The organism is Actinocrispum sp. NPDC049592 (assembly GCF_040675465.1).
In the GTDB taxonomy this organism is placed as follows: domain Bacteria; phylum Actinomycetota; class Actinomycetes; order Mycobacteriales; family Pseudonocardiaceae; genus Kibdelosporangium.
The window spans coordinates 199,867-226,177 of the sequence record NZ_JBFAPA010000021.1 but is presented as its reverse complement, the minus strand read 5'-3'; the positions used below and the strand labels follow the sequence as shown (position 1 = coordinate 226,177).

Here is a 26,311-nt window from a genome sequence, read left to right as displayed (position 1 = left end):
AATCTGATCGGCTCTTGGCTCAACCGGTGCCACTCTGCCCGGATCCGCTTTGCCTCATGCAGCACGGGCGTGTGCGGCATGAATCCGGGTCGCCCTCAAGGAGGGCCACTCTTCTCGGATCCGTTCCGCATCCGAGAAGACGGCTACAGAGCCGTTCCGAGGGTGCGAGTTCGACGAAGGGGGCGCAGATCCGTTCCAAGGGACGCGGGTCACGGAAGGTGCCGAGGAGGTAGGCGCCGGACCCGTTCCGAGGGGCGCGGGCCCTCCCCCGTGTCCAGCTTATGGGGAGGGGTGTGGGGGTGTCACGAAGAAAGGCGTGCGAGTGGGCCGTTCGCACGGATTGGTTTCGGGCGGTTAGTTGCCAGACTCTTTTTCGGCGGCGGCGAGGGCGGCTTCCACTCGTTCGCGGGCGCCGGCGAGGTGGCGGTCGCAGATCTTGGCCAGGGCCTCGCCGCGTTCCCAGAGGGCGAGGGAGTCCTCAAGGGACAGCCCGCCCGCCTCCAGCTTCTGCACGACGTCCTGCAGCTCGTCGCGGGCCTGTTCGTAGCCAAGTTGCTCGTCGGTCACTTGATCATGCTTCCTACGCGCACCACCGCGGTGGCGACGGCCTCGTCGTAACCGACGAATGCCTCGGCGAACTCGGCGCCGTCCCGTTCGGCGATCGCTTCCTCGATGCGTTCGCGGGCCTGGGTTATCCGCACACGCAGCCGCGAACCGTCGCCGTACCACCATGCCGTGCCGGCGTAGATCGCCGTGGTGTCGGCCAGTTCGCGGAGCCTGGCGGGCAACATCCGGCGCCCCGGTGAGTCGCATCCGCCCAGCAGGGCCGACCAGCACTCGGCCGCCGCGGCATCCGCCTGCTCCGCGCTGCGGCGGACCAGATCGGCTCCGGTGCTCGCGGCCGCGGACATAGTCGATGGAAGGAAGGCCGGCCTAGTCGCCATCGCTGTCTCCCCTCCCCGGTCCAACTGACCCATCTACTGCTTCCTCGGACACCGTCGCGTACACGGCACCATCGCCGACCCGTACCCGCAGCGTGGTTCCGGGTGAGGCGTCGGTTACCGAACGTAGAACCCTGAGATTCTCATCCGAGGTGACGAATTGCACAACCGCGTATCCACGAGCCAGCGTGGCGGCTGGACCGAGGGTCGTCAAGCGGGCTTTGGTCCCGTCGATCAGGGCCCGTTCGTCCCGGAGCCGCGAAACGATCTCCCGGCGGGTCCGGTCGCGCAGGACTCGTACCTGCTCAGCGTGCCTTTCCAGCGGTTTCAGCGGGTCGGCGAGCACCGGGCGGGAACGCAGCTGGTCGAGCAAACGACGTTCACGATCCACCCAGCCGTGTAGTGCGCGCCGGGCCCGGTCGCGGAGCGTGCGGATACGTTGGCTTTCTTCTGCCACATCGGGTACGACCCGCTTGCCCGCGTCGGTCGGGGTGGAACAGCGGAGATCGGCCACATGGTCGAGCAGCGGCGTGTCCGGTTCGTGTCCGATGGCGCTGACGACGGGCGTGCGGCAATCGGACACCGCTCGGCACAACGTCTCGTCCGAGAACGGCAGCAGATCCTCGACGCTGCCGCCGCCACGGGCGATGACGATCACATCCACCGCCGGGTCCTTGTCCAGAACGGACAGTGCGTCCAGGATCTGCGGCACCGCCAAAGCTCCTTGCACCGCAACGTTTTCCACCCGGAACTGGACCGCGGGCCAGCGCGCGTGCGCGTTCACCAGCACATCGCGCTCGGCGGCGGAGGCACGCCCGGTGATCAGGCCGATCGTCTTGGGCAGGAACGGCAGCCGGCGTTTGCGGGACCGGTCGAACAGCCCCTCGGCGGCCAGCAGCCGGCGCAACCGTTCGATCCGCGCGAGCAGCTCACCGATCCCGACCGCCCGGATCTCGTCCGCGCGCAGGCTGATCGTGCCGCGGTTCATGAAGAACGTGGGCTTGGCGTGCACGACGATCCGCGCGCCCTCGCTCAGCGGCGGCTGGAAGTCCCGCAGCATGCCCGTTGGGCACGTCACGGTCATGGACACGTCTGCGGCGGGATCGCGCAGCGTCAGGAACGCCGTCTGCGTGCCAGGGCGCATGGACAGCTGGGTGACCTGTCCCTCGACCCAGACCGTGCCGAGCCGGTTGATCCACTCGGCGATCTTGCGCGCGACTGTCCGAACCGGCCAGGGCTGCTCCGCGGTTGTTTGTTCGGTCACTGCTCTTCGGGCGGTGAAGCGGCCGACACCGAGGTGATGCGGCGGGTGAGCATGCCGATGAACGACGGCCGGGCGGCGTTGCCCTCCTCGTAACGCAGTAACTCCTGCAGTTCCGCGAGGGAGAACCCGCGGAGTCTGGCCCGCAGCTGCGGCAGGGTCAGCTCGTCGTAGTTGGGCAGGCCGGCGGGCGGCTCGACGGCGTCCTCAGCCTCGGAGATCGCGGAGGACTCCATCTCCCACGGGTCGGGCGCACGGCCGTTGGTCTCCGGCTTGCTCACGTCGTAGGAGTCGATGTCCTCGTCGAAGGTGGCCCATTCGGGGGTCTCCTCGACCGGGCGGAACGCCGCCAGCGCCTCGTCGCCCTTGATCGCCAGCGCGGTGACGTGCTGCTGCACCCGCATGGACAGCTGCATCGCCTGACTGGCAACCGTCACCGGCAGGCCGACAAGCTTTTCCGGCAGCTCACGCGCCCGCTCGACGGCGGTGGCGGCGAGCCCGGCGGCGACACGGATCGGCAGCGGCAGAGGCGTCATGGTGCATAGCTTCCCGCAGACCGGCGTGATTACCCAACTGGGACACAGGTCACTTTGGGTACGCCCGTACCCTGGGAGGTATGAGCGATACGACCAAACGGGTGCTGCTGGCCAAGCCGCGCGGTTACTGCGCGGGTGTGGACCGAGCGGTGGTCACCGTGGAGAAGGCGCTCGACACGTATGGGCCGCCGGTGTACGTGCGCAAGGAGATCGTGCACAACCGGCACGTGGTGGAGACCCTGCGCGAGCGTGGCGCCATCTTCGTCGACTCGACCGACGAGGTGCCCGAAGGCGCGCTGGTGGTCTTCTCGGCCCACGGGGTGTCCCCCGAGGTGCACACCAAGGCCGCCGACCGCGGCCTGCGCACCATCGACGCGACCTGCCCGCTGGTGACCAAGGTCCACATGGAGGCCAAGCGGTTCGCCCGCGACGACTACGACATCCTGCTGATCGGCCACGAGGGCCACGAGGAGGTCGAGGGCACGGCCGGTGAGGCCCCCGAGCACATCCAGCTCGTCGACACCGCCGAGGACGCGGCCAAGGTCCAGGTGCGTGACCCGTCGAAGGTGATCTGGCTGTCCCAGACGACCTTGTCGGTGGACGAGACGATGGAGCGCGTGGACCAGCTGCGGGCCCGTTTCCCGATGCTGTCCGACCCGCCCAGCGACGACATCTGCTACGCCACGCAGAACCGCCAGGTGGCCGTGAAGGCGATGGCCGCGGAGTGCGACCTGGTGATCGTCGTGGGCTCGCAGAACTCCTCGAACTCCAAGCGCCTGGTGGAAGTCGCGCTGCAGGCGGGCGCGCGGGCGTCCTATTTGGTCGACTTCGCCCACGAGATCGCGGAGGAGTGGCTCGACGGCGTCACGACCGTCGGTGTGACGAGCGGTGCCTCGGTTCCGGACAACCTGGTGATGGACGTGCTCGCGTTCCTGGCCGAGCGTGGCTGGGAAAGCGTCGAGGAGATCACCACCGCGAACGAGAAGATCGCCTTCGCCCTGCCGCGCGAACTCCGCAAGGACCTTAACCCCACCAAGTAACCGCTCGGGTTTACCGGTTGCGGTGGCTCCACGGTCGGTCCGTTGTGGCCTTTGGCTGCGGGCGAGTAGGACCGCGAGCAGCCATGTCCGATGCGGACGATCCGATGTTCCTGACGCGGGCCTTGTCGGCGTCGGGAACATCGACTGCGGAATAACGGACATGGCCGAGGCGATCCGTAGGTCGCCGCGCTTCAGTGTTATCCCTTGGCGTCGGCACGTGGTCTCTAGTGGAATGCCGTCCGCGAGCTGACTTCTGGCGCGTCCTTCGGCATGCCAGTGAGGGCGCCCGAGTTCAGGCTCGATGCCGCGAACCACTCAGGTTTGCCCAAGCCGGACTGACCGTCCGCGTGCCCTCGAACGCGCAGGTTTGTCAGTATCGGACCAACTGTCCCGGCTACAGCGGCGCGCTCAAGTTCTGGCTGGGCTGGCAAAAGATGGCGCCTATGGGCGCTCGTGTGCGGCGACCGGGACGGATTTCGGGCTAGGGCCTTCCTGATGGGTCTCGGTCGATGAAAGCCGGGATCGAGGTGGCGTCAGTGGCCGCCTCGGCCCGGCTCATCCCGATCGAGATCCATCACAGAGACGCCTAGTCCAGGTAGTCGTCCTCGCGCGGACGGCGGCGCTGCTGGGGGCGGGGTTTGCCGCCCTGCTCGCGGGGGCGGGGCGGGTTGCGGCGGGGTGGGGCCTCGCTGCGGCTGCCACGGTCACCGCGATCGCCACGGTCCCGGCGATCGCCTCGGTCGGCCGAACGTTCGTCGCGGTCGCGTGGTGGGCGGCGCTGGGGGCTGCCCTGTTCGCGGCGGCGGATCTGTGGGGCGGCGCGGTCCTCCCGCGGACGGCGGTCGTCCCGGGACCCACGGCCGTCCCGGCTCGAACGGTCGTCGCGGCTTGCACGGTCGTCTCGGGCGGCGCGGTCGTCACGGCTGCGCCGCTCGCCCCGGTCGGCGCGGTCATCGCCCGATGGGCGCTCTCGATCGCCGCGAGAGCCGCGCGCAGGGCGGTCCTCGCGGTCACGGGACGGGCGACGCGCAGGCTCACGCCGGGACGCACGACCGTCGTCCTCGGCATCTAAGCGCCCCGCGCGGGCGTCCGGATCGCGCTGGGTGAGCAGGCGAACCACACCGAGCACGATCGTCGCCACGGTCGCGCCGGCCATCCACGGGAAGCTGCTGGCCAGCGGCAGGCCGACCTCGAAAACCAGCTTCTTCACGCCGGTGTCCGTGCCGGTGCTGGTCCGGGACATCAGCTGGATCGGCACGAACGTCACCGCGAAGATCAGCGGCGGCTGGACCATGGGGCCGAACAGGTTCCGGCGCCGCACGAGCAACACCGCGAGCACGCAGCCGGCCAGGAACGCCACCTGGTACACGCCCAGTGAGGTCAGGCGCTCGTCGTCGACCAGCCGGGCACGGTCGAAGAACGCGCCGATCGCGGAGAGCACCAGGGCCAGCAGGACAGCAGCCCACCAGGGCAGCCCGCGGAAGCTGCCGAAAGCGGGACGATCGTCCCACTCGACCTCGGGCGTGTCGGAGTCAAGATCGCTGTCGCGATCGCGCGTGGCGGTCACGCTTCCACACGGTAGACGCTCCAACTGCGCGTGCCACTGACCAGCCGCCTGTAGCGAGCCGGTTTAGCCCGTTCGGTGTGATTCCGGCCACTCAAGTGGCCTGCTTGTTGGCTACTTCAGCCGCACCTCCTACTCGGCGTATACATCAGTTGACCTGCATAGATGCTTCTTGTTGGCTGGCCGCGGGGCGTCGCCGCGAATGGCATCTGGGAATGAACTGGCATCCAGCTCATGTCCGCGCCACGTGCACGCTGCTACCCGGCCGGAGTCGCGGTTCAATCGGCTACCGGTTCGTCCTCCCGCTCGGCCGCGCCCGCGTTGATCTCGTCGGCCCGGCGGACTGCGGCGATGGGCGTGGGACTGGCGGCCGCGTCGGTCAGGGGCGTCACCGCCGAGCGGAACCCCTCAAGCGCGTCGAGCTCCCGTCTCCGGGCGGACAGGAACCGCTGAAGGTGCGTACTGGACAGGTTGACCGCGTCGATCGCCGCACCGGCCATCCGATGGGCGTTGGCGGCCTGCGCGCGCACCGCCTCCACATCGGCGGCGAGCGCCCGTTCGGTCGCCGCGAACAGCGCTCCGGACGCGATGACGGCGAAACCCGTTGGGCCGCAGAGGAAGACTCTTCGGTCCAGCAGCCAGCGCAGCAGGTTCGGGTCGGTGTCCAGCGCGGCGACGACAGCCGCGTCGGACGGGACGAACATGATCGTGCCGTAGATCGCGTCCGCCCACCGCTGGTAGCCCTTGGCGGCCAGTTCCGTTGCCCGCGAACGGATGTTGCGGACATGCACCCGCAACGCGTCGAGCCGCTCCTCCGCGTTGTCCGTCTCCACCGCCTCGGCCCAGCACGCCATGCTGGCCTTGGCGTCGACCGGCACCCGGCGGCCGTCGCCGACCAGAAGCACCAGGTCGGGCCGGGCCGCACCGCCACCGGCCAAATCGGTCTGCACGGTGAAGTGGATGCCCTCGCGTAACCCGAGCGCCCTGGCCGTCTCGACGAGTACCTGCTCGCCGAGCTCGCCACGGCCGGAGATGGACGCGAACGCCACCTCGTAGCGCCGCAGCGCCGTGTGCTGCTCATCGGAACGCGCCCGCTCGGCGGCGAGTTGCTGCATCGCCACCTCCGCGCGGTGCATCCCATCGGTGTAGAGCCGCCACATCGCGAACACCGCACCGATGAGCAGCAGCGCCAGAACGATCACTGCCCAGGCCAAGATCCCGCTTCCTTCCCGCTCGTCCCGGGTCTGCTGACCCGGTCGCCCCCCCATCATGGCGCGGGGGTCTGACAATTCCGGTTCCGGCACGCTGGAGCTGGGGATCGGGACACGCCGGGGGCGGTGACGGGCTTTGCCGGGCGGGCCGCTTAACTTGGAGCCCATGAGGTTGCTGCACACGTCCGACTGGCACGTGGGGCGGACCTTCCACGGTGCGGACCTGCTCGTCGAGCAGGAGACGGTGCTCGGCGGCCTGGCGGACATCGTGGCCGGCGAGCGAATCGACGTTGTTGTGGTCGCGGGCGACATCTACGACCGCGCGGTGCCGTCGGCCGAAGCCGTGCAGGTGTGCGCCCGCGTGCTCGCCCGGATCCGTGAGGCCGGCGCGCAGCTGGTGCTGACGCCCGGGAACCACGACTCGGCACCCCGGCTGGGGGCGTTCGGGGAGTTCGCCGCGGCCGGCGGCCTCCACCTGCGGACGCGCATCGCCGACATCGACCGCCCGGTGTTGCTGCAGGACGAGGACGGGCCGGTGGCGTTCTACGGCATTCCTTACCTGGAGCCGGAAATCGCCCGTCACGCGTTGAACATCGCCGAACGCGGCCACACCGGTGTGCTGACCGAGGCGATGAACCGGGTCCGCGTGGATCTCGCGCAGCGGCCGGGAATCCGGTCCGTTGTGCTCGCGCACGCGTTCGTGACCGGCGGTGAGCCGTGTGACTCCGAGCGGCCGATCGCGGTGGGTGGGGTGGAGCAGGTCCCCGGGTCGACGTTCGACGGTGTCAACTACGTCGCGCTCGGGCATTTGCATGGCGCGCAACAGCTTGCGGACCACCTGCGGTACTCCGGCAGCCCGCTGGCGTACTCGTTCTCCGAGGCGAGGCAGCACAAATCGGTGTGGATCGTCGACCTTGACGAGTCTGGACTGTCTACTGTGGAGCGCAGGAGCCTTCCGGTGCCGCGCCCACTGGCCAGGATCACTGGTCCGATCGAGGACGTCCTGGCCGATCCTGTACACGATGAGGTGAAAGACCACTATCTCTCGGTCACGCTCACCGACCGCGTGCGACCGGTCGACGCCTTGCGGCGCTTGCAGACGCGGTTCCCGTACGCCGTGCACATGGAATGGCAGCCGGAAGGCGGTCGTGCCGGGGAGACCTTGCGCTATACCGAAGCCGTGCGTAACCGGACGGACCATGAGGTCGCCTGTTGCTTCGTCGCCGACGCCCGGGACGAACCCACTGAGCGCGAACAGGGGTGGCTGGCCGAGGCCCTCGAGGCCGTCTACGCGGCGGAGGGCACCAAATGAGGCTGCACAGCTTGGAAGTGACGGCGTTCGGCCCGTATCCCGGCACCGAGTCGGTCGACTTCGACGTGCTCGGCGCGGACGGGCTTTTCCTGCTGCACGGCGAAACCGGCGCGGGCAAGACGACTCTGCTCGATGCCATCGCATTCGCACTGTTCGGCCGGGTACCTGGGGTGCGCAACGAAGCGCGGCGGCTGCGGTGTGACTACGCCGACAACGACACGCTGACCGAGGTCAAGCTCGAACTCACGATCCAGGGACACCGGCTGCGGATCGTGCGCAGCCCGGAGTACGAGCGGCCGAAGAAGCGCGGCGACGGCATGACCAAGCAGCAGGCCAAGGTTTCACTCGTGTGGGTGGGAGATCCACCGAGCGGGTACGAGCGCGACGGCCTGATCCGGATCGAGGAGGTGGCCAGGACCGTCGAACGGCTGCTCGGCATGGTGGCCGAGCAGTTCTTCCAGGTTGTCCTGTTGCCCCAAGGGGAGTTCGCCCGGTTCCTGCGCGCGGACACCACCGAGCGCGAGCACCTCCTGGAGAAACTCTTTGGCACGGACCGGTTCGCGGAGGTGGAGCGGTGGTTCCGCGACCGGCGGACCGAGCGGTACCGCGTGCTGGAGACGCGCCGGGCCGACGCCATGCGGCTCGTCGCCCGCGTCGCGCAGGCGGCCGGCGAGGAGCCCCCGGAGGACCACGCGGCCGACGAGGACTGGCTCACGGTGATCGCCGAGCGGCTCGGTCAGGCCGAGTCGTCGGCACGGGAAAAAGCCAAACTGGCAGGGGAAACGGCCGCCGCCGCCGAGCAGGCGCTGACTCGCGGCCGGGAATTGTCGGTGCGCGTCGCTAGGCTGCGCAACGCACGCGCTGAGCTTGCAGAGTGCGAGCAGATGTGGCCACAGCAACAGGAGTGGATCGCCGAGCGGGCGGCGGCTCGGCGGGCAGTCCCCGTTGTGGTGGCCAACCGGGCGGCCGTCCAGCTGCGCGCCGAGCTGGCGGACGCCGAACGGGCCGCGGCCGACGCGATCGGTGCGGCCCGGCGAGCCGGGTTCAACCGGGTCGACGCGGAGGAGCCGGTGCTCCGTGAGGAAAGTGCCCGCCTGCGTGAGGAGGCGGGTGGGCTCGCCCAACTGATGGAGGAGGTCAAACAGCAGAAGAAGGCACAGAACCGGCTCACCAGGCTGATCAACGCCGAATGGGACGCGGACGTCAAGGTCAACGACCTCGAAGCGGAACTCGTCGCACTGCCGGAACAGTTGCGAGCGGCCAGGGAGCGGCTCGTGCTGGCCAGCGAGGCGGCCGCCCGGCTGGACGGGCTGACCGCCCGGAAAGCCGAGCTGGTCACGCGGATCGCCTTACGCGGCAAGCTGCTCGACGCCGAGAACGCGGTGACGAGGACCGAGAGGGGCCTGCAGTCGGCCATCGACGTGCACCAGCAGGCACGCGAGCGTTCGCTCACCGTGCGAGCCCGCCGGCTTGAGGGCATGGCCGCCGAACTGGCGAGCCGCCTGGCCGACGGCGATCCGTGCCCGGTATGCGGATCGCCCGAGCACCCGGCGCCCGCGCAGACCGTTCCCGGAGCGGTCAGCGAAGCCGAGGAGGCGGCGGCCACGGCCGCGGAGCAGGACGCGCAGTCCAAGCGCGCGGCGGCTGAACGCGCGCATCAGGCGGCGGTCCTGGACGTGGCGGGGTTGCGTGAGCGGCTCGGTCCTGACGAGGACGAGGCGGCCGAACTGTCCAGAGTGGACGAGGAACTGACCTCCGCGTCCGCGCTGGCGGCCAACCGCGTTCCGGAGCTGGACCGCGTCCGTGAGCTGGACGAGCGGACGGCGTCCATCTCCGGGCTGCTGTCCGCGGCCAAGCAGGAGCTGGTCAGCGTGCGCACCGAACGGGAGCAGCTGGGCAAGGTCGTCAACGACCGGGCCAAGCGGCTGGATCCCGCACGGGGCGAGTACCCGGACGTCCGGGCTCGCCGCGAACACCTGGTGGCGCAGGCCGACGCGGTGGCCGAGCTGGTCCGTGCGCGGGCACAGTGCTCGCAGCTGCGGACCCGCGTGGCCGCGCAGACCGCCGAGGTCCAGTCCGCCGCGGCCGAGGCCGGCTTCGCGGACGTGGACACCGCGCTGGCGGCTGCCCGCGATGAGCTGCGGCTGGCCGATCTCGACCGGATGACCAGCGAGCTGGACAACCGGCGTGCGGCCGCGCGTGCGGTGCTCGCCGAGCCCGAGCTGGCCGATGTCGACGCCGAGGTGGTGATCGACCTCGAGGGCATGGCCGATGACCTGGCGACCGCCAGGGAGGCAGCCGACGCCGAGGTCGCGGTGCTGCGCGAGGTCGAACGGCGGTCCGCGGACGTGCGTGCGCTCGCGATGCGCCTGCGAGCCGAGTGGACGGCGTTGACACCCGTCGAGGCCGAGTACGCGGAACTCGCGGCGTTGACGGATGTGGTGAACGGACGTGGTCAGAACGCCCGGCGAATGTCGCTGCGCTCATACGTTCTGGCGGCGCGGCTCGAAGAGGTCGCGGTCGCGGCGACGGCCAGGCTCAGCCGGATGAGCCAAGGGCGGTACTCGTTCGTGCACTCCGACGCGGCCGGTTCGCACGGCACCCGCGGCGGCCTTGGCCTGGACGTGCTGGACGACTACTCCGGCAAGATCCGCCCGGCCAAAACCCTGTCCGGCGGCGAGTCCTTCCTCGCCTCCCTCGCCCTCGCACTCGGCCTGGCCGACGTCGTCGCCGCAGAAACCGGCGGCGCCCTGCTGGACACCCTCTTCGTCGACGAAGGCTTCGGCACTCTCGACGCCGACACCCTCGACGAAGTGATGGACACCCTCGACGAACTCCGCGCCGGCGGCCGCGTAGTCGGCCTGGTGTCCCACGTGGAGGAACTCCGCCAACGGATCCCCGTGCGACTACGAGTACGCAAGGCGCGCAGTGGCTCGACTTTGGAAGTCGTTGCCTAGGTCGCCGTGAGTGCTGCGGCTACGGATCCGGTGCGGGCTGTGGGGTGCGATAGGCGCTATGAGCCGACGTAGGGCGCTATGAGCTGACGCTGGGCGGTTGCCTGAGCCGGTTGGCTGGTTGGGGAGCGGCTGGGTCTGGGGATCCGGTCGATGCGAGTGCCACAGGTGTGCGCGGTGGCGCGGTGTGGTTGAGGTTTCGCTGAGTTCGGGGGGCGCGTTCGGGCTTCGGGCTGGATTTTCGGGGCTGCGGACCGGATTTCTCGGGCACGGGCTGGATCCCGGGGGCACGGGCTGGATCCCGGGGGATCGGGCCGGAACTCGCAGGTTCGGGCCGGATGTCGCGGGTTCGGACTGGGTGCCGGGGGATTGGGCTGGACATCGTGGGATTGAGCTGGGTGTTGCGGGATTGGGCCGGACGTCGCGGGATTGAGCTGGGTGTTGCGGGATTGGGGTGGATCTCGGGGGCCGGGCTGGATGTCGCGTAATCGGCTGGATCTGGGGGGCGGCCTGGATCTTGGGAGGATGGGGCCGGATGTCGAGGGATTGCGCTGGGTGTCGCGGGTTCAGGCCGGATCTCGCGGATTCCGGCCGGATTTGGGGCGGTTCGGGTTGCGCTGGACTTGGCGGTTCGGGCTGGGTTTGTTGTTGTCCGGGTGGGGGTTGAGGGGATGTGGTGGGGTGTTTGGTGGGTAGGGGCGGCGTTGTCGGGGTGAAGGCTACAGAGACGAGGGTTGTGGGGTCAGGATTGCTGGGATGAGCGCTGTGAGGTCAGGACTGGACGGGTGCGGGTTGTGGGGTAGGGGTTACAGACCTGATGGGGGTGGGATTGGAGGAGTGCGGGGGTGGAGTGGGGTTTGCAGGGCTGATGGGTATGGGGTTGGAGGAGTGCGGGGGTGGGGTGGGGGTTGCAGGGTGAGGGGGTGAGGTTGCGAGGGTGGGGTCGGCGGTGTGGAGGTGCATGGTTGCGTAGGAGCGCCAGGGGCGCCAGGCGCAGGAGTCGTCCACTGTGGACATCAGGATGTCCGGGGAGCCCAGGACTCTCATGTGGATCAGCGCGATTGTTTGGGGTGGGACGCCTAGGGTTTCCAACTGGGTGGTCAGTTCCGTTGGGTCCACGCCTACGTGGATGTCGAGGTCGCCGGTTGCCAGGGCGGTGCTGACGGTGTGGGCGAGGCCTGTTGTGCCGGCGGCGATTTGTGCGGGTGTGGGGAACAGGGCTGTCAGGGGGTCGTCGGGGTGGGGGAGGGGTTCAGCCAGGGCTGTGAGGGTTTCCGGTGGGGTGAGGGCGCGGAGCAGGGTTTCGGCGCCGTCGACGCTGCCCGGGACACGGATGCCCGGGCGGTTGGCGACCATGAGGGCGAGGCGGGGGTCGGCGCTCAACAGTTCGTCCACCGCGCAGGGGTCGGCGTCGAGGTCGAAGAGACGGCGGAGGCGGGCCACCGCGCTGCCGAGATCCCGCATGTCCGACAACCTCAGCGTGCAGTCAATGTGGTCGGGCATCGGGACCAGATGGGCGGTCGCAGTGCCGTGCGGCAGCCGAAGCGTACGCGCATAGGAGTCGGTGACCACCTCGATCCCCGGCAAGGCTTCGGCGCGCAGGAAGTCCAGCAGGCCCTGGGCGTCGAAAGGCGGGCGGAACGCCAGCCGGAGGTTCACCTTGCCCGCAGCCGCGGTAGTACGCCTGCGGCGCGCGCCGACACGCATCTGGGTCGGTGTGGCCGCGAACACCGCGCGGATGGTGTCGTTGAACTGGCGGATGCTCGCGAACCCCGCCGCGAACGCGATGTCCGCGAAGGACAACCCGGTCGTCTCGATGAGCAGGCGGGCCGAATGCGCGCGATGGGCCCTGGCCAGGGCGAGGGGGCTCGCGCCCAGTTCGGCGGTCAGCATCCTGGTCACGTGCCGCTCCGAGTAACCCAGCCGAGTGGCCAGGCCTGCCACGCCCTCCCGCTCCACCACACCGTCCGCGATCAGCCGCATCGCGCGTCCGGCCAGGTCAGCGCGCAGGTTCCACTCCGGCGACCCGGGCACCGCGTCCGGCAGGCAACGTCGGCACGCTCGGTAACCAGCGGACTGCGCGGCGGCCGCGGTCGGGTAGAACTCGACGTTCCGCCGCTTCGGGGTGGTCGCCGGGCAGGACGGGCGGCAGTAGATCCCAGTCGTACGGACCGCCAGGATGAACTGGCCGTCGAACCTCGGATCACGGGAGGCGACGGCGCGGTATCCGCGTTCGGCATCGACGAACATGCCCTCACGCTACGTCCGCCCGCGTCGCACGACTGGCGGAAATCGGACGCGGCGACCGGCAGCCAGCGCCCGGGGCACGGGTGTGGTGAGGGCGGCACATAGACTCGTTGGTGTGAGTCTCACCCTCGGTATCGTCGGCCTGCCGAATGTCGGCAAGTCGACGCTGTTCAACGCGCTGACCAACAACGATGTGCTGGCGGCGAACTACCCGTTCGCGACCATCGAGCCGAACGTCGGTGTGGTGCCGCTGCCGGATCCGCGCCTGGACAAGCTCGCCGAGATGTTCTCCTCCGAGCGCACCGTCCCCGCGGTGGTGTCCTTCGTGGACATCGCGGGCATCGTGAAGGGCGCGTCCGAGGGCGCCGGGCTGGGCAACAAGTTCCTCGCCAACATCCGCGAGGCCAACGCGATCTGCCAGGTCATCCGGGTCTTCGACGACACCGACGTGATCCACGTCGACGGCAAGGTCGACCCGTCCGACGACATCGAGACGATCAACACCGAGCTGATCCTCGCCGACCTGCAGACCGTCGAGAAGGCCTTGCCGCGCCTGGAAAAGGAGGCGCGCACCAAGAAGGAGGCGCGTCCCGCGCTGGAGGCGGCTCAGAAGGCACAGCAGGTGCTCAACGAGGGCCGCACCCTGTTCTCCGCGGGCAAGGAGGTCGACGCCGAGCTGCTGCGCGAGCTGAGCCTGCTGACCCTCAAGCCTTTCCTGTACGTCTTCAACGCCGACGAGACCGTCCTCGCCGACGCCGACCGCCGCGCCGAGCTGGCCAAACTGGTCGCCCCCGCGGACGCCGTGTTCCTGGACGCCAAGGTCGAGGCCGAGCTGCTGGAGCTGGACGAGGAGTCCCGCATCGAGCTGCTGGAGTCCATCGGCCAGGACGAGCCCGGCCTGCACTCGCTGGCCCGCGCCGGGTTCCACACCCTGGGCCTGCAGACCTACCTCACCGCGGGCCCCAAGGAGTCCCGCGCCTGGACGATCAAGCAGGGCGCGACCGCCCCGCAGGCCGCCGGCGTGATCCACACCGACTTCGAGCGCGGCTTCATCAAGGCCGAGGTCGTCTCCTACGCCGACCTCGTCGAGGCCGGGTCGATGGCCGCCGCGAAGGCCGCTGGCAAGGTCCGGATGGAAGGCAAGGACTACGTCATGGCCGACGGGGACGTCGTGGAGTTCCGCTTCAACGTCTGACGGGTCAGGCGTTCGAGCGCTGACGCCGGGCGAAGCAGTGATGGGCGTGTTGAGCACAATGCCGGTGTGAGTACCGGATCGTTCGCCGAGTACCTGGCCACTCTGGGCGAGAACGTACTGGCCGAGTTGTTGCAGGCGCGACCGGATGTGTGCGTTGAGCCGGTGCCGCGCGGGTTCGAGCAACTGGCGCAGCGGCTGAGCGGACCGGAGTCGCTGGTCGCGGCATTGCAGTCGGTCGACCGGGACGCGATTGTCGTCGGGCAGTCGGTTGCGGCACTGGGGTCGACGGCCACGGTGGACGCGATCGTGCGTCTGGTGGGAGCGCCAGAGGCGACCGTGCGGGACGTGCTGGGTGAGTTGTGCGGTCGGGGACTGGCCTGGTTCGCGGCCGAGACGGTGTCCTTGCCCGAGCGTTTGGCGATGCACTGGTCGGCGGAAACGGGTGGTGGCCGGTCGGCTGCGGCGATCGCCCGGTCGGTTCTGGTCGAGGATCTGCGGTCGGCGGTCGAAGCGTGGGGGATCGAAGCAACCGGACTGCGCAAGCCGGAGTTGATCGCCAGGCTGGTCGATGTGTTGTCCGACTTCCGCCGGATCGTCACCGTGGTGCGCGATCTACCGAAGCCCGCACGCGACCGCATTGACCAGTTGCGCGGCGGATATGGCCAGTACTACCCCGGCTATGCGGTGCGGAACGGCCCTGGCGCGTCGGCCGACCGGATGTTGGTCGCGGCCGGTCTGGCGTTGCGGTTGAACGGGCACTGGGAGATGCCGAGAGAGGTCGGGGTCGCGGCGTGGCTGGCGCAGCGGGAGTTGCTGCTGACCGGACGGCCGGAGCTGTCACTGGCCGAGGCGACCGCGGAGACGGCCCTGGTGGCGGCCCAGGCGGCGATACCGGATTTCCTTCGTGTGGTCGCGGCATTGCTGGAGGAGGCGGAGTCGAGCTCGATCGCGGCGCTGAAGAAGGGAGGCGTCGGATCGAGGGAACGAGCACGGCTGGCCGCGAAGCTGGCGGTGCCCGCTGATGTGCTGGCGTTGGGTATCGACCTGGCGTACGCAGCCGGGCTGCTCGGGCACGTGGATACGGGATATGCGCCGACAGAGCGGTACGTGGAGTGGCGAGACGCGTCGCAGGCCCATCGGTGGGCGGTGCTGGCCAATGCGTGGTTTGCCTTGGAACACGCGCCGACCAGCCGGGAAATACAAGGGGACAAGGAAGTTCCGCCGCCGCTCCCGGTGGCTTCGGCCGCGGGCGGGATTCGCCGCGCGATGGTGCACGCGGCGCTCAGCGGGTTCTCGGTTCGATCGGCGGGCGCACATGTCGACTGGTTCTTCCCGCTCCATGGCTACGACGACGCCCAGCTGAAGGACAAGGCGGCGGCCACCCTGCGGGAGGCGGAGGTGTTAGGCGTTGCCGCCGCCGACAGGGTGACCGAGTGCGGTGAGGCGTTGTTTGCCACGACCGAGCGCGCACTCGATCCCACGGAGGCGGTCAACGAGCTGGCCGATCGAGTCGCCGGGGTGCTGGTGGAGCCGCCCTGCACAGTGATCTTGCAATCGGATCTGACGGCGGTGGTGTCCGGCCGGCCGCCGGAGGCGGTGTCCCGCCTGCTGAGGGCTGCGGCGGTGAGCGAGACCTCCGGTGCAGCCGGGGTATGGCGGTTCGGCCCGGCCAGTGTGCGTGCGGCACTGGATTCCGGATGGACGGCCACACAGCTGTTGGCCGAGTTGACGGCGTTGTCGGATCGGCCGTTGCCGCAACCGTTGGAGTACCTGATCACCGATGCGGCACGTCGGCACGGACAGGTTCGTGTGCGTGGCACGCGATCTGTCGTGCTGGCCGACGAGGCCACGGTCACGGAGATCCTGCACACCCGGTCGTTGGCCAAGTTGCAGCTGGCCCAGGTGGCACCGACGGTGTTGTGCAGTCCTCTTGACCTGGACGAGGTGCTGACCCGGCTGCGAGCGGCGGGATTGTCCCCCGTCACGGAGGACACGTCGGGCAATGTGATCGTTGAGATTCGCCCGGAGCACCGTGCGTCCACCCCGGACGTCTCGATGCGGGCGGCGTCCCGCGCCCGGCTCAGTGCGGCAGAGCTGGCCGAGCGGTTGCTCGCCGACCCGGCCGGCGAGATCAGCGGTGGAGCGGACATCTCGGACACGTTCGACCGGTTGGCGGGTCTGAACCCGGCCTTGGACGAGGCACAGCTGATGGTGCTGTCCGATGCGATCGACCACCAGCGTGATGTGCGGATCACCTACCGGAGCAAGACCGGTGGCCGGACGGTCCGCGAGATCCAGCCGTACGAGCTGCACGATCGGTGGCTGGACTCGTGGTGTTATCTGCGTGCCGCCCAGCGGGAGTTCACTGTGGCCAACATCGAGTCGGTCGCCCCGGTCGGGTGACTCTCGGTGCAGGCTGGCATCACCGCCTGAGCAGGTCATAGGCGGCCGCGCCGATCAGTTCCAGGGATACCTGGAGCCGCTCGGCGCTGACATTGCCGGCGATGGTGTCCTCGGGGGTGTGGTAAGTCGGTTCGAGGACAGCGGGGCCGGTTTCACCGCGCCAGCTGAAGTTCCCGGCCGCGATACCGCGTTCGAAGAACGGGACGTGGTCGCTGGAGCCGCGGGCGACCGGGCCGCGCACGCTGGGGTCGTAGCCGAGGCGTTTGGCAGCGGCGGCAACGGCTTGCGTCGTGGCGTTGTCAGCGCCGTCGACTGACAACAGCCAATACACCGTGGCAGGGTCGTAGCTGGTGGCGACCATGTCGTTCTGGAAACACCCCTCGATGCGTTGTGCGTCGGCGTCGGTGAGCTGGTTGACGTAGTGGCGCGAGCCGAGCAAGCCGTACTCCTCGGCGCCCCACAGCGCGAACCGCACCGTTTTGGTGGTCGGCAGGTGGCGGAGGACGCGGGCGAGTTCCAGGCACAGCACGGTTCCGCTGCCGTCGTCGTTCGCACCCGGGGAACCGGGGACGCTGTCGTAGTGGGCGCTCACCATCACGACCCCGTCGTCGCGGCCGGGCTGTTCGGCAATCACGTTGTGAGACATGAGGTTCTTGTGCTGCACGGCGGACACGCGCACGAGAACCTGGCCGGTGCCAAGGCGTTGACGCAGCCGCTCGACGTGGACCTGGGCGAGGCCGAGCACCGGGATGGACACCGGTGTGGCGAGGGTGGGGGAGAACGCGCCCAGGCGGCGAGCCGGGTCCGGGCCGATCCGGCCGAGCAGTACCGCGACCGCACCTCGTTGCGTGGCAAGGAGATATGCGTCCGCGTTGTTCTGCACCGCGGCGATCAGGACGATCTTGCCGGTCAGGTCGGCCGGTAACGTGCTGCCGTCGCCGACGTCGACCACGAGGGCCTCGCGGGTGACGTCCTGTAACCCTTGCGGCGACGAGCCGGTCTGCCACATGTCGTGCCCCACCTGCACCGAGCCGAGGAACTTGTCCGCGATCGCGAACGGCTGCACGGTGACCTGGTACCGCAACCCCCGCAGCACCCCGGCGATGTAGTCCTTGGCGCGCAACTCTCCTTGCGTCCCAGCGATTCTCGGGCCGATCTGGTCGCTGAGCACCCGCAGGTGCTCGAGCGCCCGCTGCGCCCGTACCCGCGCCACCACCGGGTAGTCGCTGAAGGTCAACGCCGGGCCTCGCACCGCGCCTGGGCGTGGCCGGGTCGCAGCCGAGGCCGCCACCGGGTTCAGGCCGATCGCCGCCAGGGCCGCCGTGCCCACCAGTACGTCACGTCTGCGCATCGAACATCCCCTTCACCCACCGTGAGATCCTCCTCCCACCTAACGGGCGAACCGGACAAACAACAACCTCCGATCGGGGTGCTTTCCGGCGCCCGGACGCCGGACTAGCCTCGTGCGGGTCAGGGGGACGTACCTGAGAGGCGGAACGGCGATGAGCGGCCGTGTCGTGCACTTCGAGATCCCGTTCGACGACGGGGACCGGGCTCGTGGCTTCTACCGGGAGGCCTTCGGCTGGGACATGATGACCATGCCGGATGGCGAGTACACCCTGGTCACAGTGGGTCCGACCAGCCAGGAGACCGGACCGACCGAACCCGGCTACATCAACGGCGGCCTGACCGGCCGCGGCACCGTCACCGGGCCGTCGCTCGTCATCGACGTCGAGAACATCGAGGACGCCCTCGCCAAGATCGAGGCCGTCGGCGGCAAGACCGTCACCGGCCGCACCTCCGTCGGCGACTTCGGTTACTCCGCGTACTTCAACGACACCGAGGGCAACCTGATGGGCCTGTGGGAGGCCCGCCGAGGCTGAGGCTCAGGCCTCACCGGCGACCAGCGCCCGCAGATCGATGGTGACGTCGAACGGGACCGGGCGGACGAGCTCGTCGCGGGCGATGCTCACCGCGATGTAGGCGCTGGTCGGCCGGTCCAGCTCGTACACGTGCACTACCGGCGGTAGTGCGGCGTGCCTGGGCGGCCCGGGCAGAGCGGTCAGGTGGCGACGACAGGGGCGAACTAGTCAGAACCTCAGTCGGGCGTGGATAGCGTTCGTGGCGCTGAAGCAAGACCCCCAAAACTGAAAGGCAATGCCATGAGTGGCCGCGTCGTGCATTTCGAGATTCCGGTGGACAACGACAGCCGTGCTCGTGAGTTCTACTCGCAGGCGTTCGGGTGGCAGGTCATGGAGGTTCCGAACGTCGGCTACAACGTCGCGGTCACCGGGCCGACGACGGAGCAGACCGGTCCGACCGTTCCCGGTTTCATCAACGGCGGTCTGCTGGACCGGGGTGTCGGCGCGGTGAAGCAGCCGGTCATCACCATTGGTGTGGACAGCGTGGACGAGGCGCTGGCGGCGGTCGAGAAGGCCGGTGGCAAGACGATCACTACCCGTGAGCCCGTCGGTGACCTGGGCTTCTCCGCCTACTTCGCCGACCCGGAGGGCAACATCCTGGGTCTGTGGGAGTCCAAGTAGGGATTACGCCGAATGGCCGTGTTTCGATCTCCGCGCACCGGGAATCCATAGCGCAGGACCCATGGAGGTGTCATGATTATTCTCGGTGCGATCCTACTGATCATCGGTTTAGTGGCCGGAATCTCGATTCTGACCACCATTGGTGGGATTTTGCTGGTCGTCGGCGTTATTCTGACAATTCTTGGCGCCGTCGGCCGCCCGATCGGCCGCCGGACCTACTATTAACGGCTGACCTGGGAACGGTGCTCCGTGCGCGCGGACGGAGCACCGTTTCCTATTGCATCAGCTCGATGACCGAATCGATTTCGGTCGCGAGCGCCACGTCCTTCGCGGTCAGGCCGCCGGCCGAGTGCGTGCTCAGGTGGAACACCAGGGTGCGCCAGCGGATGTCGATGGCCGGGTGATGGTCGTCGTTCTCGGCGATCTCGGCCACCCGGTTCACGACCTGGATGGCCTGCATGAAGCTCGGCAGCTTCACTGTCCGTACAAGCGTCTTCTCGTCCTGGCTCCACTCGGTCAGCCGGGTGAGGGCCTCCTGGACCTGGTCATCGGTGAGCAGTTCGGCCATTGGTCCATGGTGCGCCTATGCTCACGGTTCTGCCACGGGAGTCCGGTCATGCCGGGCTGAGAGGAAGGCGAAGTAGAGCCTTCGACCGTATGAACCTGATCCGGGTCATGCCGGCGCAGGGACGGGAGGACGATGTGAGGCGTATAGCGGCGGCCGCGTTCGTGCTGGTCACGGCTGCGGGGTGTTCCCTGTCCACGGGAAGCGCACCCCAGGACAACAGTGTGACGCTGGTGACGCACGACTCGTTCGTCGTGCGCAAGGAGCTGCTCGACGAGTTCCAGAAGACCTCTGGCCTCAAGGTCGAGGTCCGCAAGACCGGTGACGCGGGCGCGCTGACCAACCAGCTCGTGCTCACCAAGGCCAACCCCATCGGCGACCTGGCCTTCGGCGTGGACTCCACGTTCGCGTCCCGTGCGCTGCAGGAAGGCGTGTTCGAGCCGTATGCGAGCCCGGACGCCACCAAGGGGCCGCAACGCTACAAGGTCGACGACAGCAACCGGATGACCGCCGTGGATGTCGGCGATGTGTGTGTGAATGTGCACACCCCCGGTTTGAAGGGCGTTCCGGAGCCCAAGACCTTCGAGGACCTGGCCGACCCCAAGTACAAGGACATGTTCGTCGTGGAGAGCCCGGCGACCTCGTCCCCCGGCCTGGCGTTCCTGCTCGGCACGATCAAGCACTTCGGCGAGAACGGCTGGCAGGACTACTGGACCAAGCTCAAGGCCAATGGCGTCAAGGTGGCCGACGGCTGGGAGACGGCCTACACCCAGGACTTCTCCGGTACCAAGGGAACCAAGCCGATCGTGGTGTCCTACGCGTCCTCCCCGGCCGCGACCCCGGACACCAAGGCCCTGCTGGACACCTGCTACCGGCAGGTCGAGTACGCGGGCGTGCTGACCGGCGCCAAACGCCCCGACCAGGCCAAGAAGGTGCTGGACTGGCTGATCTCCCAGCAGTTCCAGGCCGAGGTGGCCGACCAGATGTACGTGTACCCGGCGCGTGAGGGCGTCGCGCTGCCGGACGCGTGGCAGAAGGCCGCGCCGCTGCCGCAGAACCCCGGATCGCTGCCCGCGGACGACGTGCAGCGCAACCGGGAGAGCTGGGTCGGCACGTGGCGCTCGCTCGTCCAAGGGTAGGTGTCATCCTGGTGGCGTTGCTGCCACTGGGATTCCTCACCCTGTTCTTCGCCTGGCCGGTGATCGCGATCATCGGCCTGGGTCTGCGTGGCAACGTCCTGGACACGCTGTTCGGCGCGGACACGTGGAAGCTGGTCGGGTTCACCGTCGGACAGGCCGCGGCGGCCACTGTGGTCGCTCTGCTGGCCGGGATGCCGCTGGCGTATCTGTTGGCGCGCATCAAACTTCCGGGCATGGCGGTCGTCCGGGCGGTCGTCCTGGTGCCGTTCGTGTTGCCGACAGTCGTTGTGGGACTGGCGTTCCGGTCGTTGATCCCGGACGGCGGCGTGCTCGCGATCGTGCTGGCCAACGCGTTCTTCAACGTCGCGGTGTTCGCGCGGACCGTTGGCGGGATGTGGGCCGGGCTCGACCGCCGAGCCGAGGACGCGGCCCGGGCGCTTGGCGCGACCAGGTTGCGGGCGTTCACGTCGGTGACGTTGCCGGCGTTGGCGCCCGCGATCGGGTCGGCTGCGGCGGTCGTCTTCCTGTTCTGCTCCACCAGTTTCGGCGTCGTGCTGATCCTGGGCGCGGCCGAGTTCCGCACGCTGGAGACCGAGATCTATCTCCGCACGGTCCAGCTGTTCGACCTGCCCGGCGCGGCGGCGCTGTCGTTGCTCCAGCTCGCGGCCGTGATCGCGGCGCTGACCGTCGGCGCGGTCCTCCGGCGACGACGCGAGCAGGCGGTCAAGCGGCGCCGGCCCGAGCCGCGCCGGCCCGAAGACGGCGAGTGGGTGGTGGTCGCGTTGGCGTACGGCGTGATCGCGCTACTGCTGACGCCCATCGTCAGCCTGCTCGGTCAAGCGAGCTGGGCCGGGATTCAGGCGTTGGCGAGCAGCGGGACGATCCTGGAAGTGTCCGGTGTGGACGCTGCGATGAACTCGCTCCGGACGGCGACGGACGCCACCCTGCTCGCGCTCGTGTTGGGCGTGTTGTCCTCGATCGCGTTGACCCGGCTCAGGCGGACAGTCGAGGTGCTGGACATCGCGATGATGCTCCCGCTTGGCGTGTCCGCCGTGACCGTCGGCTTCGGGTACCTGATCACCCTCGACGCACTTCCCGGCGACCTCAGGACATCGCCGTTGCTGGTTCCACTGGCGCAGGCGATCGTGGTGACACCGTTGGTCATCCGAATTCTGTTGCCTGTTCTACGTTCGGTGGATGACCGTCTCCGTCAGGCTGCGGGAACGCTGGGGGCGAGCCCGGTCCGGGTCTGGATGGAGGTCGACGTTCCGTTGGCGGGCCGGGCTTTCGTGACCGCGGCGGCGTTCGGGTACGTGGTCGCGCTGGGCGAGTTCGGCGCGACCAGCTTCCTCGCGCGGCCGGACGCACCAACGCTGCCGGTGGCGATCGGCGCGCTGATTTCACGGCCGGGGGAGCTGAACAACCAGATGGCGTATGCCGCGTGCACGTTGCTGATGGCGGTCACGGTCGCCGTCGTGGTGCTGATCGAACGCTTTCAGACCAGCGTGGGGGAGTTCTGATGACCCTCAACATCCGGGGCCTGACAGTCAGGTTCGGACAGATGACAGCCGTTGACAACGCATCGTTGAAGATCGGCAACGGCGAGGTCGTGGCCCTGCTGGGCCCATCGGGCTGCGGGAAGTCGACGCTGCTCAGATCGGTCGCGGGCCTGGAACCCGAGGCCAAGGGCGACATCCGCTGGGGCGACGAGGACCTCACCAAGATGCCCGTGCACAAACGCGGGATCGGCCTGGTCTTCCAGGACGGCCAGCTGTTCCCGCACCGGGACGTCGCCGGGAACGTGGCCTTCGGCCTGCGGATGCACCGGATCAAGCCGACCCAGCCCCGCGTCGACGAACTCCTCGACCTCGTCGGCCTCAGCGGCTACCAGAAACGCCGGGTCACCGACCTCTCCGGCGGTGAACAGCAACGAGTCGCCCTGGCGCGCGCCCTCGCGCCCAAGCCTCGGCTGCTCCTGCTCGACGAACCCCTGTCAGCCCTCGACCGCGCTCTCCGCGAGCAGCTCGCGCTGGATCTCGCGAGGCTGCTCCGCAAAGCCGGGACGTCGGCCCTCGTGGTAACCCACGACCACGACGAAGCCTTCACCCTCGCGGACCGGGTCGCCCTCATGCGCACCGGCCGGATCGTGCAGACCGGGACGGCGGAACAGGTCTGGCGCAGCCCCGCGGACGAGCAGACAGCGAGGTTCCTGGGCTGCGAGCTGATCGAGGACGCGGTGATCACGAACCACATCGCCGAGTTCGACCTCGGCCGCGTCGAACTGCCGTGGGCGCAGGACGGCCCGGCGCGGATCGGCTTGCGCCCCAACGCTCTCGTCGCCGATCCGGAGGGCGCACTAGAGGGCGAGGTGAGTGGCAAGGTGCACCGCCGCGACCACGTCCGCCTGCTCGTCAAGATCGAACACCGGGAGGTGGACGCCGTCGCGACCATGGCCACGGCCCCCGAACCGGGCCAGAAAGTGCGCCTGCGGCTGGATTCGGACGGGCTAGCCGTCCTTGGTGACCATGCGGGCTAGGGCCAGCGAGTAGCCGATCGAGATGTAGCACAGCGCCCGCAGCAACCCGGTGACCAGGCCGTCCCACGGCATCGGGTCACGCAGGATGTCCACTATGGAGTCCCAGCTTTGGGTGATCAGGAACGGTTTCAGCCAATCCAGCACCGGGATGTTGCTGAGCAGGCCGAACACGAACAGGCCGCCGATCACCGAGGCCATCACGATCAGCGGGTGTTCGGTCGCCGATGAGACCGCGAGGGCGATCGCGCCCACGGCCCACATCTGCACGATCACCCAGCCGGTGGCCAACGCCACGCGTCCGAGCCCGTCGCCCAGCGACAACGTCGACCCGGAGATGGTGACCAGCCCGTTCGGCCCGGCGATGATCAACCCCGTGATGACCGCGATCACCGAGGTCATCACCGTCGCGGCGGCCGACACCACGGCAACCCCGAAAGCCTTGATGGCCAACAATCGCGTGCGGCTCACCGGAGCCAGCAGCAATCCGCGCAAGGTGCCGTGCGAGGCCTCACCGGCCAGGGCGTCCGCCGCGGCGATCGTGGTTCCCAACGGCAGGAAGAACACCATGGTCGTGGACAGCACGATTGTCGGCAGGATCAGCCCGTTCCCGGCGATCGCGGCGATGATCGACTGGTCGCCGTTCCCGCCGGCCCGCACCGGCGAGTCAACCACCTGGGTGCCGATGCCGAACGCGATGGGGTACAAGGCGAGCAGGCCCAACAGGATCAGCGTCCGGGGGCGGCGGAAGATCCACCGGATCTCCGAGCGCAGCAACCGCGACACCGGCGCCTTGGCCACCACGAAAGTCATGACGCCTCCGTGAGCTGCGCGAACAGGTCTTCCAGGCCGGTGCGCTGCCGATGTACCTCGTAGACCGGGACATCCGCCCGCACCAGGGTCGCCACGACCTCGGGCGCGGTCGTCGCGGAGAGGTCCACGAGCAACCCGTCCGGCACCGCACGTGCGGGGATCCGGTTGTCCCGCAACGCCTCCACGGCCGCCTCGACCGACGGCGTGGACACGAGCAGGCCCGCGTTCCCGGCTTCCAGCAGGTCCTTCAGCTCACCTTGGGCGACAACGGTTCCCTGGTGCAACACGGCCACGTGCGTGCAGGTGGCCTCCACTTCGGACAGCAGGTGCGACGACACCAGCACGGTCGTGCCGACGGCGTGCAGGTCGGCGATGACCGCGCGGACCTCGCGCGTGCCCGCCGGGTCGAGCCCGTTCGTCGGCTCGTCCAGGACAACGAACTTCCGCGGTACCAGCAAAGCGGCGGCCAGGCCCATGCGTTGCTTCATGCCGAGCGAGTAGCCGCGATACCGGCGACCGGCAGCGGCGGACAGGCCCACACGCTCCAGCGCCGCGTCGACCGCGCCCGGGATCTCCTTGGAGGCGAGCAGCGGCTCGGCCGCCGCGCAGCGCAGCAGGTTCTCCCGGCCGGACAGGAACGGGTGGAACCCCGGCCCCTCCACCAGCGCCCCCACCTGCGGCAACACCGAGGCGGCCGCTTCCGTCAGGGACATGCCGAACAGCTCGACCTCCCCGGCGGTGGGCTGGGTCAGCCCGAGCAGCATCCGGATCGTGGTCGTCTTGCCGGACCCGTTCGGCCCGAGCATGCCCAGCACCGCGCCCTCGGGCACGTCCAGATCGACGTGGTCCACCGCGACCGTGCTGCGGTACAGCTTGCGCAGGCCGCGCGTCCTTGCCGCGAAAGACGGGGTGGGTGCGGCGTCGGCCGCACCCACCCCGGTTGTCTCAGCGAATGTCACTTCACTCCGAGTGCTTCGACCAGCACCTGCTCGGGCACCGCGCCGACCGCGACCCGGCCGTCGTCGGTCACCAGAGCGGTGGCCACCTTGGTGCTGAAAACGTACCCGTTGACGCCGGGGTACGAGACCTGCTTGCCGAACTGCTTGAGCAGGGCGGTCACGTCCATGCCCTTGCCGCGGCCGTTGGGGGCCTGGCTGAGCATGCCGTTCAGGTCACCCGGAAGCTTGGCCACGAACGTGGTGTCCCAGCCGTCGCCGACGGTCTTGAGGTTGAGGCTCTGCAGGAGGCCTTCCATGTCCTTGTGCATGGCACCGGCGTCCGGCTTGTCCTTGGCGGAGCGCTCCTGCACGGTCGCGCCGGCCGGCGGGGTGAACTTGAACAGGCTCGGGTCCTGCGGACCCACGGTGAGCTCGGTGAACTCGACCTTCAGGGCCGGGTCGGACTGGCCGTTGGCCAGCACCTCGGCGCGCAGCGGCAGCCTGGTCTCCGAGTCGACCGCCAGCCGCAGCTCACGCAGCAGCGTGCGCTCGGTCGGCTTGGGGGTCACGACCAGCTCGTACGCCGGGCGTCCGGCGACGCGGGCGGTGCCGTCGACCTTCACGTCGCTGTACTGGCGGACCAGGTTGAGCGCGTCCTTGCCGAAGGTGGCCGCGTCGGTGCCGGTGGGCACCTTGCTGGTCAGGTCACCGTGCGCGGACTTGGTGACGGTCTTCTTCGCGGAGTCCCAGGCCCACAGCGTGGTGCCGTCCTCGACGAAGGTCTTCTCCGAGGTCTTGCCCGGCAGCGTGGCGCGGAAATGCCCCTGGCCGTCGGCGTAGACCGATGCGGCGTTGGTGCCCTGCGGCAGCAGCTTCATCGGCAGGCCGAGGTTCTCGGTCGCGCTCACCTTGCCGGCCAGCGCCGGGATCTTGCCCTGCGCCACGGACTGGACCAGCTCGTCCGCGCTGATCTGCGGCAAGGAGGGCGGTGGTTCGTTGGCGCCGGCCGGCATGGCCAGCACGCCGAGCCCGATCACGCCGGCGAGCACCCCTGCCCCCGCGACGGTCAGTACCGTCTTCTTGGTGTTCATCGGTCATCTCCCCGATCGATTGCCT

Annotated in this window: 24 protein-coding genes and 1 riboswitch; of the genes, 11 read left to right on the top strand and 13 right to left on the bottom strand. The window is 69.0% G+C overall.

Annotated features, from left to right (window positions below; genetic code table 11):
- Nucleotides 1-354: 354 nt before the first annotated feature.
- From AB0J95_RS41335 to AB0J95_RS41320, 4 genes are read right to left on the bottom strand one after another with little or no spacing between them, the layout of a single operon-like run.
- Nucleotides 355-567, bottom strand: a complete 213-nt coding sequence (locus AB0J95_RS41335) for an exodeoxyribonuclease VII small subunit (protein WP_364770603.1) — start codon at nt 565-567, stop codon at nt 355-357.
- Nucleotides 564-944 carry a sugar ABC transporter substrate-binding protein gene (locus tag AB0J95_RS41330; RefSeq protein ID WP_364770601.1) on the bottom strand — a complete coding sequence of 127 codons (381 nt, stop codon included), beginning with the start codon at nt 942-944 and terminating at the stop codon, nt 564-566. The genes AB0J95_RS41335 and AB0J95_RS41330 overlap by 4 nt, the downstream gene beginning before the upstream one ends.
- Nucleotides 934-2,205 carry an exodeoxyribonuclease VII large subunit gene (gene xseA, locus AB0J95_RS41325; protein WP_364770599.1) on the bottom strand — a complete coding sequence of 424 codons (1,272 nt, stop codon included), beginning with the start codon at nt 2,203-2,205 and terminating at the stop codon, nt 934-936. The genes AB0J95_RS41330 and xseA overlap by 11 nt, the downstream gene beginning before the upstream one ends.
- Nucleotides 2,202-2,738, bottom strand: a complete 537-nt coding sequence (locus tag AB0J95_RS41320; RefSeq protein WP_364770597.1) for a lipid droplet-associated protein — start codon at nt 2,736-2,738, stop codon at nt 2,202-2,204. The genes xseA and AB0J95_RS41320 overlap by 4 nt, the downstream gene beginning before the upstream one ends.
- Before the next feature lie 80 nt (nt 2,739-2,818).
- Between AB0J95_RS41320 and AB0J95_RS41315 the strand changes: the two genes are divergently transcribed.
- Nucleotides 2,819-3,778, top strand: a complete 960-nt coding sequence (locus tag AB0J95_RS41315) for a 4-hydroxy-3-methylbut-2-enyl diphosphate reductase (protein WP_364770595.1) — start codon at nt 2,819-2,821, stop codon at nt 3,776-3,778.
- A gap of 586 nt (nt 3,779-4,364) precedes the next feature.
- Here the strand turns inward: AB0J95_RS41315 and AB0J95_RS41310 are convergent.
- Nucleotides 4,365-5,345, bottom strand: a complete 981-nt coding sequence (locus AB0J95_RS41310) for a DUF6542 domain-containing protein (RefSeq protein WP_364770594.1) — start codon at nt 5,343-5,345, stop codon at nt 4,365-4,367.
- A 275-nt stretch (nt 5,346-5,620) separates the two neighbouring features.
- Nucleotides 5,621-6,610, bottom strand: a complete 990-nt coding sequence (gene rmuC / locus AB0J95_RS41305; protein ID WP_364770709.1) for a DNA recombination protein RmuC — start codon at nt 6,608-6,610, stop codon at nt 5,621-5,623.
- A gap of 109 nt (nt 6,611-6,719) precedes the next feature.
- On the opposite strand from rmuC, the gene AB0J95_RS41300 reads away from it, so the two are divergent.
- Nucleotides 6,720-7,865, top strand: a complete 1,146-nt coding sequence (locus tag AB0J95_RS41300; protein WP_364770592.1) for an exonuclease SbcCD subunit D — start codon at nt 6,720-6,722, stop codon at nt 7,863-7,865.
- Nucleotides 7,862-10,822: an SMC family ATPase gene (locus tag AB0J95_RS41295; RefSeq protein WP_364770590.1), complete on the top strand. Its 2,961-nt coding sequence runs from the start codon at nt 7,862-7,864 to the stop codon at nt 10,820-10,822. The genes AB0J95_RS41300 and AB0J95_RS41295 overlap by 4 nt, the downstream gene beginning before the upstream one ends.
- Nucleotides 10,823-11,590: 768 nt before the next feature.
- Here AB0J95_RS41295 and AB0J95_RS41290 read toward each other — a convergent pair.
- The gene (locus tag AB0J95_RS41290; protein ID WP_364770588.1) at nt 11,591-13,069 is read right to left on the bottom strand and encodes an AlkA N-terminal domain-containing protein; all 1,479 of its coding nucleotides are present in this window, start codon (nt 13,067-13,069) and stop codon (nt 11,591-11,593) included.
- Nucleotides 13,070-13,181: 112 nt separating this feature from the next.
- Between AB0J95_RS41290 and ychF the strand changes: the two genes are divergently transcribed.
- Nucleotides 13,182-14,261, top strand: a complete 1,080-nt coding sequence (gene ychF / locus AB0J95_RS41285) for a redox-regulated ATPase YchF (RefSeq protein WP_364770586.1) — start codon at nt 13,182-13,184, stop codon at nt 14,259-14,261.
- A 66-nt stretch (nt 14,262-14,327) separates the two neighbouring features.
- Complete coding sequence (locus AB0J95_RS41280) at nt 14,328-16,664, top strand: helicase C-terminal domain-containing protein (protein WP_364770584.1); 2,337 nt, start codon at nt 14,328-14,330, stop codon at nt 16,662-16,664.
- 19 nt (nt 16,665-16,683) lie between these two features.
- On the opposite strand, the gene AB0J95_RS41275 is transcribed toward AB0J95_RS41280, so the two are convergent.
- Entirely contained in the window at nt 16,684-18,015 is a 1,332-nt protein-coding gene (locus AB0J95_RS41275; RefSeq protein WP_364770582.1) for a M20/M25/M40 family metallo-hydrolase, read from the bottom strand.
- A 151-nt stretch (nt 18,016-18,166) separates the two neighbouring features.
- Here AB0J95_RS41275 and AB0J95_RS41270 point away from each other — a divergent pair, with 151 nt between their 5' ends.
- Entirely contained in the window at nt 18,167-18,547 is a 381-nt protein-coding gene (locus AB0J95_RS41270) for a VOC family protein (protein ID WP_364770580.1), read from the top strand.
- Between the two features lie 3 nt (nt 18,548-18,550).
- On the opposite strand, the gene AB0J95_RS41265 is transcribed toward AB0J95_RS41270, so the two are convergent.
- A complete protein-coding gene (locus tag AB0J95_RS41265) occupies nt 18,551-18,676 on the bottom strand; it encodes a hypothetical protein (protein WP_364770578.1) in 126 nt (41 codons plus the stop codon).
- Nucleotides 18,677-18,826: 150 nt separating this feature from the next.
- Between AB0J95_RS41265 and AB0J95_RS41260 the strand changes: the two genes are divergently transcribed.
- Nucleotides 18,827-19,207, top strand: a complete 381-nt coding sequence (locus AB0J95_RS41260; RefSeq protein WP_364770576.1) for a VOC family protein — start codon at nt 18,827-18,829, stop codon at nt 19,205-19,207.
- 72 nt (nt 19,208-19,279) lie between these two features.
- Nucleotides 19,280-19,432 (top strand): hypothetical protein, encoded by a 153-nt coding sequence (locus tag AB0J95_RS41255; protein ID WP_364770574.1) that lies wholly within the window; start codon nt 19,280-19,282, stop codon nt 19,430-19,432.
- 49 nt (nt 19,433-19,481) lie between these two features.
- Here AB0J95_RS41255 and AB0J95_RS41250 read toward each other — a convergent pair whose 3' ends face one another.
- A complete protein-coding gene (locus AB0J95_RS41250) occupies nt 19,482-19,775 on the bottom strand; it encodes a 4a-hydroxytetrahydrobiopterin dehydratase (RefSeq protein WP_364770572.1) in 294 nt (97 codons plus the stop codon).
- Nucleotides 19,776-19,799: 24 nt separating this feature from the next.
- Nucleotides 19,800-19,915: riboswitch (TPP riboswitch) on the top strand.
- Between AB0J95_RS41250 and AB0J95_RS41245 the strand changes: the two genes are divergently transcribed.
- The 3 genes from AB0J95_RS41245 (at nt 19,910) to AB0J95_RS41235 (ending at nt 23,447) form a co-directional block, all read left to right on the top strand.
- Nucleotides 19,910-20,911 carry a thiamine ABC transporter substrate-binding protein gene (locus tag AB0J95_RS41245; RefSeq protein ID WP_364770570.1) on the top strand — a complete coding sequence of 334 codons (1,002 nt, stop codon included), beginning with the start codon at nt 19,910-19,912 and terminating at the stop codon, nt 20,909-20,911. It overlaps the preceding riboswitch by 6 nt.
- A gap of 17 nt (nt 20,912-20,928) precedes the next feature.
- Entirely contained in the window at nt 20,929-22,431 is a 1,503-nt protein-coding gene (locus tag AB0J95_RS41240; protein ID WP_364770707.1) for an ABC transporter permease subunit, read from the top strand.
- Complete coding sequence (locus AB0J95_RS41235) at nt 22,431-23,447, top strand: ABC transporter ATP-binding protein (protein WP_364770568.1); 1,017 nt, start codon at nt 22,431-22,433, stop codon at nt 23,445-23,447. Before AB0J95_RS41240 ends, AB0J95_RS41235 begins: the two co-directional genes overlap by 1 nt.
- Here the strand turns inward: AB0J95_RS41235 and AB0J95_RS41230 are convergent.
- The 3 genes from AB0J95_RS41230 to AB0J95_RS41220 are packed head-to-tail and all read right to left on the bottom strand — an operon-like array spanning nt 23,418 to nt 26,286.
- Complete coding sequence (locus tag AB0J95_RS41230; RefSeq protein WP_364770566.1) at nt 23,418-24,257, bottom strand: ABC transporter permease subunit; 840 nt, start codon at nt 24,255-24,257, stop codon at nt 23,418-23,420. The genes AB0J95_RS41235 and AB0J95_RS41230 overlap by 30 nt on opposite strands.
- Complete coding sequence (locus tag AB0J95_RS41225) at nt 24,254-25,216, bottom strand: ABC transporter ATP-binding protein (RefSeq protein ID WP_364770564.1); 963 nt, start codon at nt 25,214-25,216, stop codon at nt 24,254-24,256. The genes AB0J95_RS41230 and AB0J95_RS41225 overlap by 4 nt, the downstream gene beginning before the upstream one ends.
- Nucleotides 25,213-26,286: a sigma-E factor regulatory protein RseB domain-containing protein gene (locus AB0J95_RS41220; protein ID WP_364770562.1), complete on the bottom strand. Its 1,074-nt coding sequence runs from the start codon at nt 26,284-26,286 to the stop codon at nt 25,213-25,215. Before AB0J95_RS41220 ends, AB0J95_RS41225 begins: the two co-directional genes overlap by 4 nt.
- Between the last annotated feature and the right edge of the window lie 25 nt (nt 26,287-26,311).